The organism is Stenotrophomonas pavanii (genome assembly GCF_900101175.1).
Classification (GTDB): Bacteria; Pseudomonadota; Gammaproteobacteria; order Xanthomonadales; family Xanthomonadaceae; genus Stenotrophomonas; species Stenotrophomonas pavanii.
This window is the reverse complement of record NZ_FNFQ01000008.1, coordinates 45,234-58,918: the sequence shown is the minus strand read 5'-3', so window position 1 is coordinate 58,918 and position 13,685 is coordinate 45,234. Positions and strand designations below refer to the sequence as shown.

The 13,685-nt window shown below is 68.8% G+C and carries 13 protein-coding genes; 8 read left to right on the top strand and 5 right to left on the bottom strand.

Going from position 1 to position 13,685, the window contains the following annotated elements; all coding sequences use genetic code 11:
• Positions 1–32 precede the first annotated feature (32 nt).
• From BLS66_RS14175 to BLS66_RS14145, 7 genes are all read left to right on the top strand, one after another.
• Entirely contained in the window at positions 33–506 is a 474-nt protein-coding gene (locus BLS66_RS14175) for a DUF494 family protein (protein ID WP_005419622.1), read from the top strand.
• Between the two features lie 39 nt (positions 507–545).
• The gene (locus BLS66_RS14170; protein ID WP_064239351.1) at positions 546–1,304 is read left to right on the top strand and encodes a pilin; all 759 of its coding nucleotides are present in this window, start codon (positions 546–548) and stop codon (positions 1,302–1,304) included.
• A gap of 49 nt (positions 1,305–1,353) precedes the next feature.
• The gene (locus BLS66_RS14165) at positions 1,354–2,283 is read left to right on the top strand and encodes an RDD family protein (RefSeq protein ID WP_049470972.1); all 930 of its coding nucleotides are present in this window, start codon (positions 1,354–1,356) and stop codon (positions 2,281–2,283) included.
• A gap of 193 nt (positions 2,284–2,476) precedes the next feature.
• Positions 2,477–4,951: a DNA topoisomerase I gene (locus BLS66_RS14160; protein ID WP_074726140.1), complete on the top strand. Its 2,475-nt coding sequence runs from the start codon at positions 2,477–2,479 to the stop codon at positions 4,949–4,951.
• A 152-nt stretch (positions 4,952–5,103) separates the two neighbouring features.
• Positions 5,104–5,694 carry an L-threonylcarbamoyladenylate synthase type 1 TsaC gene (gene tsaC / locus BLS66_RS14155; protein ID WP_083348168.1) on the top strand — a complete coding sequence of 197 codons (591 nt, stop codon included), beginning with the start codon at positions 5,104–5,106 and terminating at the stop codon, positions 5,692–5,694.
• Between the two features lie 43 nt (positions 5,695–5,737).
• A complete protein-coding gene (locus BLS66_RS14150) occupies positions 5,738–6,427 on the top strand; it encodes a DUF4124 domain-containing protein (RefSeq protein ID WP_074726139.1) in 690 nt (229 codons plus the stop codon).
• 34 nt (positions 6,428–6,461) lie between these two features.
• Positions 6,462–7,175 (top strand): hypothetical protein, encoded by a 714-nt coding sequence (locus BLS66_RS14145; protein ID WP_049471039.1) that lies wholly within the window; start codon positions 6,462–6,464, stop codon positions 7,173–7,175.
• Between the two features lie 93 nt (positions 7,176–7,268).
• Here the strand turns inward: BLS66_RS14145 and BLS66_RS14140 are convergent, their stop codons facing one another.
• On the bottom strand, positions 7,269–8,045 hold the full coding sequence (locus BLS66_RS14140) for an SDR family oxidoreductase (RefSeq protein WP_049470967.1): 777 nt from the start codon (positions 8,043–8,045) through the stop codon (positions 7,269–7,271).
• A gap of 111 nt (positions 8,046–8,156) precedes the next feature.
• On the opposite strand from BLS66_RS14140, the gene BLS66_RS14135 reads away from it, so the two are divergent.
• The gene (locus BLS66_RS14135) at positions 8,157–8,369 is read left to right on the top strand and encodes a hypothetical protein (protein ID WP_049470965.1); all 213 of its coding nucleotides are present in this window, start codon (positions 8,157–8,159) and stop codon (positions 8,367–8,369) included.
• Between the two features lie 99 nt (positions 8,370–8,468).
• Here the strand turns inward: BLS66_RS14135 and sppA are convergent, their stop codons facing one another.
• From sppA to BLS66_RS14115, 4 genes are all read right to left on the bottom strand, one after another.
• Positions 8,469–10,391, bottom strand: coding sequence for a signal peptide peptidase SppA (gene sppA, locus BLS66_RS14130; protein ID WP_049470964.1), 1,923 nt, complete (start codon positions 10,389–10,391; stop codon positions 8,469–8,471).
• A 114-nt stretch (positions 10,392–10,505) separates the two neighbouring features.
• On the bottom strand, positions 10,506–11,870 hold the full coding sequence (locus BLS66_RS14125; protein WP_049470962.1) for an MATE family efflux transporter: 1,365 nt from the start codon (positions 11,868–11,870) through the stop codon (positions 10,506–10,508).
• Between the two features lie 207 nt (positions 11,871–12,077).
• Positions 12,078–12,662, bottom strand: a complete 585-nt coding sequence (locus BLS66_RS14120; RefSeq protein WP_074726138.1) for a DUF3106 domain-containing protein — start codon at positions 12,660–12,662, stop codon at positions 12,078–12,080.
• On the bottom strand, positions 12,655–13,665 hold the full coding sequence (locus BLS66_RS14115) for a hypothetical protein (RefSeq protein WP_074726137.1): 1,011 nt from the start codon (positions 13,663–13,665) through the stop codon (positions 12,655–12,657). The genes BLS66_RS14120 and BLS66_RS14115 overlap by 8 nt, the downstream gene beginning before the upstream one ends.
• Positions 13,666–13,685: the final 20 nt, after the last annotated feature.

Genomic DNA, 13,685 nt, shown 5'->3' with positions numbered 1-13,685 from the left:
CCACAGCGTCGCGCGACGCAGGCCGAGGGGCAATGAAAGAGAGCATCCTGGATGTACTGCTGTACCTGTTTGAACACTATTTCAGCGAAGATGCGGACCTGATCCGTGACCGCGATTCGCTCCAGAACGGCCTGATCCAGGCCGGTTTCAGCCCCACCGAGATCAACAAGGCGTTCGACTGGCTCGATGCCCTGGCCGCGCAGCGGCCGAGCGTGGCCCAGGCGCGGGTCGATGGTCCCGTGCGCATCTACCATGGTCCCGAGCTGGACAAGCTGGACGTGGAATGCCGTGGCTTCCTGCTGTACCTGGAGCAGCACGGCATCCTCGATGCGGACCAGCGCGAGCTGGTACTGGACCGGGCAATGGCCCTGGACCAGGACGAACTGGACCTGGACGACCTGAAGTGGGTCGTGCTGATGGTGCTGTTCAACCAGCCCGGCTCCGAAGCGGCCTATGCCTGGATGGAAACGCAGATGTTCATGGACGAGCCAGAACCCCTGCACTGACCGTACACTTGGGGGCATAGCGCATTCAGGAGCGTCCCCGTGAGCGAGTGGTTCCATGCAGAAGGCAACCGGCAGCAAGGCCCGCTGCCGGCGGAACAGTTGGTCGAGCTGTTCCGCAGCAACCAGATCTCCCTGGACACATTGGTCTGGCGTGACGGCCTGCCGCAATGGCAGCCGTTGCGCACCGTGGTCGATGAGCTGGGCCTGATCGTGCCGGCGCTGGACGTGGCCGCACCGGTCGCCGAGCCCGAGCCCGAGCCTGAACCGGCCGTACCCCCGCCGCCGCAGCCGCCGGTGCTGCCGCCGTCCACGCCCTATGCCACCCCGGCCCCGGCCGGCGTCCTGCCGCCGCCGAAAAAGAAGCTTTCCGGCTGCGCCCTGACCGCGATCATCGGCGGCGGGCTGCTGCTGGTACTGGTGCCGATCGTGGCCATCCTCGCGGCTATCGCACTGCCTGCCTACAACGACTACACCGTGCGCGCCAAGGTCGCCACCGCGGTCAATGCCCTGCAGCCACTGAAGGACCAGGTGCAGCATTTCGCCGATGATGAAGGCCGCTGCCCGGGTGCCAACGATGCCGGTTTCCCGGCCCCGGGCGACTTCACCCAGGCCGGCCTGTCGGCGGTGAACATCGGCCGCTTCAACAATGGCCACTGTGGCATCGAAGCCACGCTGGCCGTGCCCGGCAAGAGCCTCGATGGCGACCTGCTGTGGCTGGAATACGATCGCGACAGCGGCCGCTGGCAATGCAGCGGCGAGAGCGACGACAAGTACCTGCCGCCGTCGTGCCGCGGCTGAACCCCGCGCACGGCTGCACCTCCAAGGACGACCCAACAGGGAACATGCAATGACTGAGTGGTACTACGCCGAAGGACAGCAACGCCAGGGCCCGCTGCCGGTCCAGGAGATCCGCCAGCGCTTCCAGCGCGGCCAACTGAACCTGGACACCCTGGTCTGGCGCGAAGGCATGGCCCAGTGGGCGGCCTTGCGCCAGGTGGTCGATGAGCTCGGCCTGCAGACGCTCGCCGACGCCAGCACGGCCACCGCCAGTGGCGGCTTCGACCTGCGCGGCGACTACGCCGCCATCGACAACGGCACTGCACCGCTGCCGGGCACCGGCGCGCTCAGCAGCTCGCCCTACAGCGCCCCGGGCACCGCCGCTGCCGGTGGCCCGCAGCCGGTGGTGGGCGGGGAAGTGGTCTACGCCGGCTTCTGGAAGCGGGTGGCGGCCTACATGATCGACTACTTCGTGCTGGCCGTGCCGGGCGGCATCATCGGCGCCATCATCGGCGTGGTGCTCGGCGCCAGCATGGGCGCGGTGGGCAGCGGCGAAAGCTCCATCGAGATCGTCGCGCAGCTGGCCAGCGCCCTGATCAACCTGGTGATCGGCGTGGCCTACTACACCTGGTTCCATTCCTCGCAGGGCGGCGCCACGCTGGGCAAGATGGCGGTCGGCATCAAGGTCGTGCGCAGCAACGGCGAACGCCTGACCAGAGGCCGCGCCTTCGGTCGCTACTGGGCCATGCTGCTGAGCAGCTTCACCCTCGGCATCGGCTTCCTGATGGCAGCCTTCACCGAGCGCAAGCAGGGCCTGCACGACATGATCTGCGACACCCTGGTGGTCGACCGCTGGGCCTACACCGACCAGCCGCACCTGCAGCGCCGCGAGCTGGGCACGGTCACCATCGTGATCCTGGTGCTGACCGGCCTGCTGATGCTTGCGGGCCTGGCGCTGCTGGTCGCCGCGGTCGGCTTCATCGCCAAGATGGCCTCCTGAACGGCCATCCTCACGCCTGGCTGCTTGACAGCGGCTGGCCGGGCGTGATTCCTCTAATAAGGTGAAACCTGAACGCCCGGCACACTACCGGGCGTTCAGCGTATTGATTTGTCCGTGGCCGCTTCACTAATGCGGCCGTTTGCTCCACCCTAGCGGCCCCTCCCCTGCGGCTCGCCCCACAGACACTGCTGCCATGCCCAAGCACCTGCTCATCGTTGAATCGCCGGCCAAGGCCAAGACGATCAACAAATACCTCGGCAAGGACTACACCGTCCTGGCCTCGTATGGGCATGTGCGTGACCTGATTCCGAAGGAAGGCGCGGTCGACCCGGACAACGGGTTCGCCATGCACTACGACGTGATCGACAAGAATGAAAAGCATGTCGATGCCATTGCCAAGGCCGCCAAGGGCGCCGACGACATCCTGCTGGCGACCGACCCGGATCGCGAGGGTGAAGCGATCAGCTGGCATATCGCCGAGATCCTGAAGGAACGCGGGCTGGTCAAGGACAAGCCGATGCAGCGCGTGGTGTTCACCGAGATCACCCCGCGCGCGATCAAGGAAGCGATCAGCCAGCCGCGCGCGATCGCCAGCGACCTGGTCGATGCCCAGCAGGCGCGCCGCGCGCTGGACTACCTGGTCGGTTTCAACCTGTCGCCGGTCCTGTGGCGCAAGGTCCAGCGCGGCCTGTCCGCCGGCCGCGTGCAGAGCCCGGCGCTGCGCATGATCGTCGAGCGCGAGGAAGAGATCGAAGCGTTCATCGCCCGCGAATACTGGTCGATCGCCGCCGAGTGCGCCCACCCGTCGCAGCACTTCAACGCCAAGCTGGTCAAGCTGGACGGGCAGAAATTCGAGCAGTTCACCATCACCGACGGCGATACCGCCGAAGCCGCCCGCCTGCGCATCCAGCAGGCCGCGCAGGGCTCGCTGCATGTCACCGACGTGGCCAGCAAGGAGCGCAAGCGCCGCCCGGCGCCGCCGTTCACCACTTCCACCCTGCAGCAGGAAGCTTCGCGCAAGCTCGGTTTCACCACCCGCAAGACCATGCAGGTGGCGCAGAAGCTGTACGAAGGCGTGGCGATCGGTGACGAAGGCACCGTCGGCCTGATCTCGTACATGCGTACCGACTCGGTGAACCTGTCGCAGGACGCGCTGGCTGAAATCCGCGACGTGATCGCCCGTGATTACGGTATCGCCTCGCTGCCGGACCAGCCCAACACCTACCAGACCAAGTCGAAGAACGCCCAGGAAGCGCACGAAGCGGTGCGCCCGACATCGGCCCTGCGCACCCCGGCCCAGGTGGCGCGCTTCCTGACCGACGACGAGCGCCGCCTGTACGAACTGATCTGGAAGCGCGCCGTCGCCTGCCAGATGATCCCGGCCACGCTCAATACCGTCAGCGTCGACCTGTCCGCTGGCAGCGAGCACGTGTTCCGTGCCAGCGGCACCACGGTGGTGGTGCCCGGTTTCCTGGCCGTGTACGAGGAAGGCAAGGACAGCAAGAGCGCCGAGGACGAGGACGAGGGCCGCAAGCTGCCGGCGATGAAGCCCGGTGACCGCGTGCCGCTGGAACGCATCCAGGCCGAGCAGCATTTCACCCAGCCGCCGCCGCGCTACACCGAAGCGGCGCTGGTGAAGGCGCTGGAAGAGTACGGCATCGGCCGTCCGTCGACCTACGCGTCGATCATCCAGACCCTGCTGTTCCGCAAGTACGTGGAAATGGAAGGCCGCAGCTTCCGTCCGTCCGACGTCGGCCGCGCGGTGTCCAAGTTCCTGTCCAGCCACTTCACCCAGTACGTGGACTACGACTTCACCGCCAAGCTTGAAGACGAACTCGACGCCGTCTCGCGTGGCGAAGAAGAGTGGATCCCGCTGATGGCCCGCTTCTGGGAGCCGTTCAAGGAGCTGGTGGAAGACAAGAAGGAATCGGTGGACCGCGCCGAGGCCAGTGGCGCGCGCGAGCTCGGCACCGACCCGAAGACCGGCAAGCCGGTCAGCGTGCGGCTGGGCCGCTTCGGGCCCTATGCGGCCATCGGCAGCACGGCGGAGGACGCCGAGGAAAAGCCCAAGTTCGCCTCGCTGCGCCCGGGCCAGTCGATGCACACCATCTCGCTGGAAGACGCGCTGGAACTGTTCCTGATGCCGCGTGCGCTGGGCGAGGACAACGGCGAGCCGGTCAGCGTCGGCATCGGCCGCTTCGGTCCGTTCGCCAAGCGCGGCAGCACCTACGCCTCGCTGAAGAAGGAAGATGACCCGTACACCATCGACCTGGCCCGCGCCGTATTCCTGATCGAAGAGAAGGAAGAGATCGCGCGCAACCGGATCATCAAGGAGTTCGAAGGCAGCGACATCCAGGTGCTGAACGGCCGCTTCGGCCCGTACATCAGCGACGGCAGGATGAACGGCAAGATCCCCAAGGATCGCGAGCCGGCATCGCTGACCCTGGCCGAAGTGCAGCAGCTGATGGAAGAAACCGGCAAGCCGGTGCGCAAGGGCTTCGGTGCCAAGAAGGCCGCTGCGAAGAAGGCGCCGGCCAAGAAGGCGGCGGTGAAGAAGGAAGCGGCGCCGAAGAAGGCCGCGGCCAAGAAGGCAGTAAAGAAGGCGGCCGCAAAGAAGGCGCCGGCGAAGAAGGCCGTCAAGAAGGCGGTCAAGAAGGCCGCGAAGTAACCCCACGCCATGCGTGGATGCTGTGTCACGCCATGCGTGGATGAGGGGTAGTGCCGGCCGCTGGCCGGCAACCCCAGAAGCATCAGACGCCGGCCAGCGGCCGGCACTACCGGGTGCCAGGGTCCACCCCTTCTGCACGCCGCAGGAGGATAATGAAGGCCCACGTCGGGCCGGTCGCCGCCATGAAAGAACTCACCCTGGACTCCGCTGTCGCCACGCTCCGCGCCGGTGGCGTGATCGCCTATCCGACCGAAGCGGTCTGGGGCCTGGGCTGCGACCCCTCGCATGAGGCGGCGGTGCACATGGTGCTGCGGCTGAAGCAGCGCCCGATCGAGAAGGGCATGATCCTGGTGGCCGCCGACCTGTCGCAGCTGGAGGGCTGGGTGCGCCTGCAGGCACTGCCCGACGCCCGCCAGCGCGCGGTCCTGGCCAGCTGGCCGGGGGCCAACACCTGGATCCTGCCGACCGGTCCGCGCGCCAAGCCCTGGGTCACCGGTGAGCACAGCGGCATCGCCGTGCGCATCAGTGCCCACCCGCTGGTGGTTGCACTGTGCCGCGCCTGGGGCGGTCCTCTGGTCTCCACCAGCGCCAACCTGGCCGGAGAGCCGCCGGCCCGCAGCCGTGCCGAACTTGATCCGCGCCTGCTGCGCCTGCTCGATGGCCTGCTCGACGGCGAAACCGGCGGCCTGGCCCAGCCGACCCCCATCCGCGACGCGCTCAGCGGCAACGTGCTGCGCTCCTGAGCGGGCGATTGCACTGCCGCGCACAATCGCGCACCCTGCCGCCATGAACCTGCCGCGCACCGCCCTGGGCCTGTGCCTGCTGCTGTCATCGACCGCACTGGCCGCCGAGGACGTGCGCGTGTACCGCTGTGTCGCCAGCAATGGCGCCGTCGCCCTGCAGGACAGGCCGTGCAGCAGCGGCCGGCAGGAAGTCCGCGACCTGCAGCGGCCCCGTGATCCCGCGCCGCGGGTGGTGCGCAGTGACGCCCCTCCCGCAGCGCCCAGCGAGGCTCCGGTGATGCGCGATCGCGAAGTCCGCCACGTCTACATCCAGCCGCCACAGCCGTTGTACGAGTGCGTGAGCGACGACGGTCGCCGCTACACCAGCGACAGCAACGAGGGCAATCCGCGCTGGGTCCCATTGTGGACCAGCGTGTGGCTCCCGCACGGGCACCACGGCGCGGTCCATCCCGGTCCACGCCCGGGCTTCGGCTCGCCGGTCGGTGCGCCGATCGGTGAAGGCGCCGGCTACCGGCCGCCTGCGGTGGGCGTCGGCGTGCAGGTGCCGGCCGGCAGCGTGCTGGTCCGTGACAGCTGCCATGCGCTGCCGCCGCAGGAAGTCTGCGCGCGCCTGCGTGACCGCCGCTGGGAACTGGATCGCCGCTACAACAGCGCGCTGCAGAGCGAGCGCACGGACATCAGCAACGAACAACGTGGCATCGACGCGCGCCTGTCGCGGGACTGCGAACGCTGAGCGCGATGCCTGCCGGGGCATGTACGCTGTGCGCATGAAGAATCCGATCTGGCTGGCCCTGGGCCTGTTCGCCGGCAACGCGTTGGCCGACGACGGGGTGATCTACCGCTGCACCTCCAGCAGCAGCGATGTGCCCACCCTGCAACGCACGCCCTGCCCGACCGGCAGCAAGCAGCAGGTGGTGCGGGTGCCGGCCAGTGCTCCGCCGGCGCCGGCCTCAGCGGCACCCGTGCCGGCCGCGCCCGAACCGGCCGCGGCCACTGCGCCATCCGTTCCCGCACCCGCGCCTCGCCGCCCCGGTGAAGGGCGCACGATCATGGAAGCCGGCATGGTCGAACGCGAAGGCGGCGATCTGATACTCGACAGTGCAGCGCTGCCGCGCCAGGCCGATGCCGCGCCAGACAGCCATGCGCCGCCGAAGCCGCCGCTGCCACCGATCTTCCAGTGCACCGACAGCCAGGGCGGCGGCTACCTGCACGAGTACGAAGCCGCCCCCGGACGCTGCGAACTGATGACCGTACAGGGCCTGGGCGGCGCCACGCCGGTCAACGCCGCCGGCTGCGAGGTGGTGCGCGACCGCTGCGAGGCGCTGCCGGAAGCGCAGCGCTGCAGCAGTTGGCAGCAACGCTTCCGCGATGCGCGGGGGCGTGAGCGGTTCGCCTCGCCGGAAAACCGCGACACGGCGCGCGGCGAGCGCGAACGACTGCAGGGCGTGCTGGAGGCCAGCAACTGCCCGGTGCCGGGGTGACAACCATCCGGTCGTGCCGGCCGCTGGCCGGCAATCGCAGGATTTTCAGATGATTGCAGTTGCCGGCCAGCGGCCGGCACGACCACCGGAAGATCAGAACCCGTAGCGCAGGAAGCCGCCATCCACTGCGATGCACTCGCCGGTGACGTAGCTGGCCGCCGGCAGGCACAGGAAGCCGACGGCGGCGGCCACTTCCTCCGGCTCGCCGATACGGCGCATCGGCGTACGGTTGATCACTTCCTCGTAGTAGTCCGGGTCCGACAACGGGCCGGAGGTGCGCCGGGTGCGGATGTACCAGGGCGCCACCGCGTTGACCCGGATGCCGTCCTCGGCCCATTCGACGGCCAGGTTGCGGGTCATCTGGTGCATCGCCGCCTTGCTCATGCCGTAGACCACGCCACTGCGCACATGGGTCAGGCCGGAAACGCTGCCGACATTGACGATCGACGACGACGCGTGCCGGGCCAGCAGCGGGTGCGCGTAGCGCGACAGCTCGAAGGCCGAGAACAGGTTGGTCTCGAAGATCTGGCGCCATTCGTCCTCGGAATACTCCGTGGCCGCCTTGGTGACGTTGCCACCGGCGTTGTTGACCAGGATGTGCAGGCCATCGCTGTGGTCTTCCACCCAGTCCAGGATCTGCCGGCGGTCTTCGTCATCGGAGACATCGGCGGCCAGCGCGTGGACCTGCATCTGCGGATATACGTCCAGCAACTCGTCGCGCGCGGTCTCCAGCATGTCGATATCGCGGCCGACGATCATCAGGTCGGCACCGAACCCGGCCAGTTCATGCGCGATGGCCAGGCCGATGCCGGCACTGGCGCCGGTGATCAGGGCGGTCTGGCCGTCCAGGCGCCACCGTTGCTGGGTCATGTGTCCTCCGGGGCCGGGCCCACTGTGTTCCGATGCCACAAGGATACGCGCTCACGGCAGCCGCCTGCGGTAGATGCGACACTGCGCGCACGCCCATCACGGAGTGCCGCCATGCGCATCCTGATCCTGTCCACATCCCTGCTGGCCACCGTGCTGCTGTCGGCCTGCCAGCGTCCGCCCACGCCGAACCCGGAGAAGCCGCCGGAACCGCAGGCCATGGCACGCGCGATCCAGCAGCCGCTGGACCGCGCCAAGGGCGTGCAGAAGACTGTCGATGACGCCGCTGCGAGCGAGCGCAAGGCCGAGGCTGACGCGACGCAGTGACCTGTCGGGTCAGAGCCCTATGCGCTGCAGAGGGGTCCGGCCCCATCAACGAAAAACGCCCGGCCTGCGCCGGGCGTTTTCATTCACTACTGCTGCCGATCAGAACCCGCAGAAGCAGTACGCCAGCGCCTTCACCGGTGCACCGTTGCCCTTCTCGCGGGCGGCGTTCTCGACGAAGCGCAGCTGCGTATCCACGTCCGGCATCGTGCGGGCCAGCATCATCCGCGCCACGCCCGAATCGGCCAGCATCCACGCACCGGCCCGGCTGCCGGCGAACCCGCTGACGAACTGCGCGAACGGCGTGGCCGCCTTCTCGATGTAGCGCACGCGATAGGCATCGGCCTTGCCGAGCTTGGCGCGGCTGGCCGCGTCGGCCACGGCATCCTTCAGCCCGCCAAACGCATCGACCAGGCCGCGTTCCTTGGCCTGTGCACCGCTCCACACGCGGCCGCGGGCGACCTCGTCCACCGCCTCGACCGGCTTCTTGCGGGCGTCGGCGACACGGCCGGTGAAGTCGGCGTAGCCCTTGTTGATCACCGTCTGGATGACCTGGCCCACCGCCGGGTCCATCGGCCGGGTAACGTCGAAAGCCCCGGCGAAACGGGTGGTGCCGACACCGTCGGTGTGCACGCCGATCTTGTCCAGCGCGCGGCTGAAGTTCGGCACCATGCCGAAGATGCCGATCGAACCGGTGATGGTCGACGGATCGGCATAGATGCGATCGGCGTTCATGCTGATCCAGTAGCCACCGGAGGCGGCCAGGTCGCCCATCGACACCACCACCGGCTTGCCAGCGGCCTGCAGGGCCACCACTTCACGACGGATCTGCTCGGAGGCGAACACTTCACCACCGGGCGAATCCACGCGCAGCACCACCGACTTCACGTTCTCGTCGTCACGCGCGGCACGCAGCAGCGCCGAGGTCGACTCGCCACCGATGCGGCCGGCCGGCAGGTCACCACCGCTGATCTCGCCGGACGCCACCACCACCGCCACCTGCGGACGCGAGTCCACCGGGTTGCGACGGGCGTCGAGCAGGGCCAGGTAACGGCCGAAGTCGACGTTGCGGAAACCGCCGTCGGCATCGTCGTCGGCGACGCCGCGCTCGATCATCAGATCCTCGAATTCCTCGCGGGTCTTCAGCGCGGTCACCAGCTTCTGCTGCAGCGCGAACTTGGCCAGGTCGCCACCGGCGGCGGCAATGCCTTCCGGCAGCGTGTCGATGCCGGCGGCCAGCTGTGCCGGATCCAGGCGGCGGGCCTTGGCGATGTCGCCCAGGTAACGCTGCCAGACGTCGTTCATCCAGAACAGGTCGGCTTCCTTGGAGGCCGGTGACGCCGCGTCGAGCACGTACGGCTCGGCTGCGGACTTGTACTCGCCCACCTTGAACAGGTGTACGTCCACGCCCAGCTTGTCCTGCAGGCCGGTGCGGAAATACTGGCGGTAGCGGCCGAGGCCCTCGAGCACGACCGAGCCCATCGGGTCCAGGTAGACCTCGTCGGCCTGCGCGGCCAGCAGGTACTGCGACTGGCCCATGCTCTCGCTGTAGGCCACCAGCTGCTTGCCGGACGCGCGCAGGTCCTGCAGCGCGGCGGCCACCTCACGCAGCGAGGCGAAGCCGGACGGCTGCAGCTTGTCCAGTTCCAGCACCACGCGCTCGATCTTCTTGTCTTCCTTGGCCGACTCGATCACCCGCAGCAGGTCGCGCAGCTGGATCTCTTCGGCACCGTTGTCACCCACCGCCTTGGCCAGCGCGCGGCTGACCGGATCGGCGCTGAACTGCTCGACCAGGCGGCCCTCCGGCGCGATCACCAGCGTGGTGCGGTCCTGCAGCGACTTGCTGGCACCGGCGCCCATGCCGGCGGCGATGACGAACATCACCAGCAGCAGGAACAGCAGGCCGAAGAACACCAGGTTGAGGATCAACCGGCGGGTGAAGTTCATGACGTCCCACAGCCCGATGAAGAAACTGGCGACGGGATTGCGACGCGCCGGGGGCAGCGGGGGCACGGGTTGATTCATGGAACGCTCCGGATGGCTTCTTGCCGTGGTACCAGCATAGCCGTTGCCGCGTGATGCGGCATCGGACACAAGTCAGGGGATCGCCCGCCATGGGTGGGCAGGCGGGCGGGACGATCAGGACAGCATCGACTGGCCGATGCGCAGGCTGCTGCGGCGCAGGCGCCAGCCCATCAGGATGGCAGCGGCAGTCAGGCCGACGATCAGGCCGATCCACATGCCCTGCGGGCCCATGCCCAGCCCCAGGCCGAGCCCGGCGCCGAGCGGCATGCCCAGGCCCCAGTACGCGAACATGGCGATGAACATCGGCACGCGGGTGTCCTTCAGGCCGCGCAGCGCACCGGCCGACAGTACCTGGATGCCGTCCGGGAACTGGAAGGTGGCCGCGTACAGCAGCAGGGTCGAGGCCAGCCCGGCCACCGCCAGGTCGTTGGTGTACACGCCGACGATGGCGTCGTGGCCGAACAGCAGCACCGCCGCCGACAGCGTCTGCGTGCCCATGATGATCGCGTAACCGGCCCAGGCCGCGCGTCGCACGCCGAAGCCATCGCCACGGCCGACCGCATGGCCGACGCGCACGGTGGTGGCCTCGGCCACGCCCATCGGAATCATGAAGCACAGCTGCGCGACGTTGATCGCGATCTGGTGCGCCGCCGCTTCATTGGCACCCAGGCGACCGATCAGCAACGCGGTGACGATGAACAAGCCACCTTCCATCAGCACGGTGATGCCGATCGGCAGGCCGGTGCGCAGCAGCTCCCAGATCGCCTTCCAGCGCGGCCCTTCGAAATGCGAGAACAGCTGCAGGTGGGCAAAGCGCTTGGTGCGCCACAGGTACAGGGCAAACGCGGTGGCCTGCAGCCACATCATCACCGCCGAAGCGATGCCCAGGCCTTCCGCACCCAGTTCCGGGAAACCGAGCTTGCCATTGGCCAGCACGTAGCCCATCGGCGCCAGCACCAGCAGGCCGCCGAAGCCGAGCAGCATGGTCGGCAACGTCCAGTGCATGCCTTCGCTCAGGTAACGCATGCAGAAGTACAGGGTCAGCGCGGGCCCGCCCCAGCGCACCGCGTGCAGGAACGCGGTCGCCCCCGGCACGATGTCCGGCGCGATGCCGAACGACGGCAGCAGCGGTGGCACCACGGTGAGGAAGGTGAACATGATCAGCCCCAGCCCCAGCGCCAGCCACAGTGCCTGGCGGAACAGCGGGCCGATCTCGCGCTCGCGGCCGGCGCCGTGCAGCTGCGACACCGAGGCGGTGAGCGAGATCAGGGTGCCGATCGGAATCAGCATCGGCAGCCACAGCAGCGCCGTACCGATGGTGACTGCGGCAAGGGTGGCCGTGGCGTGGTGGCCGGCAATCACGTTGTCGACGAAGGAGATCAGACCGGTGGACACATGGCCCAGCACGAGCGGCAGGGCGAGCAGACCGGTGGCGCCGACTTCCTTGCTGAAGCGCGGCGTGGAGGTTGCAGTAGACATAAGGTGCTTGACGCGAACTGCGGTTGCGCGCGAAGGGCACAGGCACCGGGTTGCGGGCGCCCATCTTACGCGGGCAGCGCGTGCATTCCCATGACATGGCGTGAATGCGAGGTTGCGGCTGCCCCAAGCAAAAAGGGGACGGAGGGGATTAAGTCGCATTCGGCACTGACTGGCCTGATACGACTTAATCCCCTCCGTCCCCTTTTTCTACTGGCCGGCCTGGCGCTTGAGCCAGCTGTCGCGTTCGGCGGCGGGTACCGCGAGGAAGGCGCTGCGTACCGCATCGCGTTCCTGCGGCGGCGTGCGCTGCGCGACCAGGGTCAGCTGGGCCAGCTGCGCCGGGCTGAGTTGGCGCAGCACGGCCAGCGCCGACTCGCGTTGCTCCGGCGGCACGAATCCGAACAGTCCGTGCAGCTTGGGGAACTCCAGGCCCAGCTGCGGGCCCAGTCGCCACCCGTCGCGGAACGCCTGGTCCTGTGCCTGGAACTGCTGGCGCATGCGCTGCTGTTGATCGGCCGGCAGCGCATTGAAGCGCGCGTCGGCCTGGCGGATGCGCTCGCGTTCGGCTTCCGGCAATGCGCGCCAGGCGGCGTAGTCGGCGCGACGCTGGCGCTGCTGCTGCGCATCCAGCTGGGCGAACTCCGCAGGGGCTGGAGTGGCAGCGGCCGACGCCGGCGTGGCCGGCGAACTGCCCGGGACCGGTGGCGGCAACGGCACGCTCAACGACTGCGGTGCGGCGGACAGGGACAGCGGCAGGGCCAGCAGCAGGCTGGCGAACATGGACTTATTCATCGGCGGCAGCGGTTTCCAGCGCGGCACTGGCCGGCTCCGGCCGGCTTGGCCTGGACTGCGATTCGTCCACCGGCAGCGGGCCGCCGGCGGCGGTCCACGCATACAGGTCGGCATCGGCGACCAGCGGGTAGTCACGATCGGCCAGCATCGCTGCGTCGTCATGGGCTTGGGCCTGGGTCGCGTCCGGCGTGGCATTGACCTTGCTCGGCGGCAGCGCTTCCACGGTCACTGGACCGGCTTCGCCCACGACGCCCTCCGGCAGCGGCGCATCACTGCCGATGGAATGCCCCTGCAGGTAGCGCCACCCCAGCGCCGCGGCCAGCAGCACTGCCACGGTCGCCAGCAGGATCAGCGGACCGCGCCAGCGCGGCTTGGCACTCGCCCGACGGCGCTTGGCGTTGGCGTGGGCGGTGGCCCGCTCGTCGCGCTGGGGAGCGCGCCAGCTGGACGTCGGCGCCTCGTTGTGCGCGACGGGTGCGGCCGGCTGCTGGAGCTGCTGCAGGCGCGTGGCCGGCAGTTCACGGATACGCGCCTGCACCTGCTCGGCCAGCTGGCGCCAGGCCGCGGCGTCGGGCTGGCCATGGGCATCACGCGGGCACGCGTCGGCCAGCAGGTGCTGGTAGCCGGCCTCGTCCTGGTCGAGCACGCGCATGGCAATGCCCTCGTCGAGGCTGCCGCCCACCCGCAGCAGCAGCGCCAGGCGCGGCAGCGGCGCCATCCCGCCCAGCGCGGCCAACGGCGCGGCCCACTGCCCGCCCACCGGCTCGCGCAGTGCCTGGCGTTGCCCCAGCAGGGTCCAGAAGCGCGTCGGCCACTGCGCCATCGGCAGGTCGCTGGCAACGGCCGCGAACGCGCGCATCACCGCGACCAGCGTCTGCTCGGCACGGGCGGCGTCGCCGCACTGCAGTTCAGCCACCACCAGGGCGCGGCGCTCGACGCCACGCAGGAACGCCGACAGCGCGCCGGCCGCGGTCGAGGAAACAGGGGCGGGCACAGCCGTCATCGGTCACTCCAGAGGTCTGC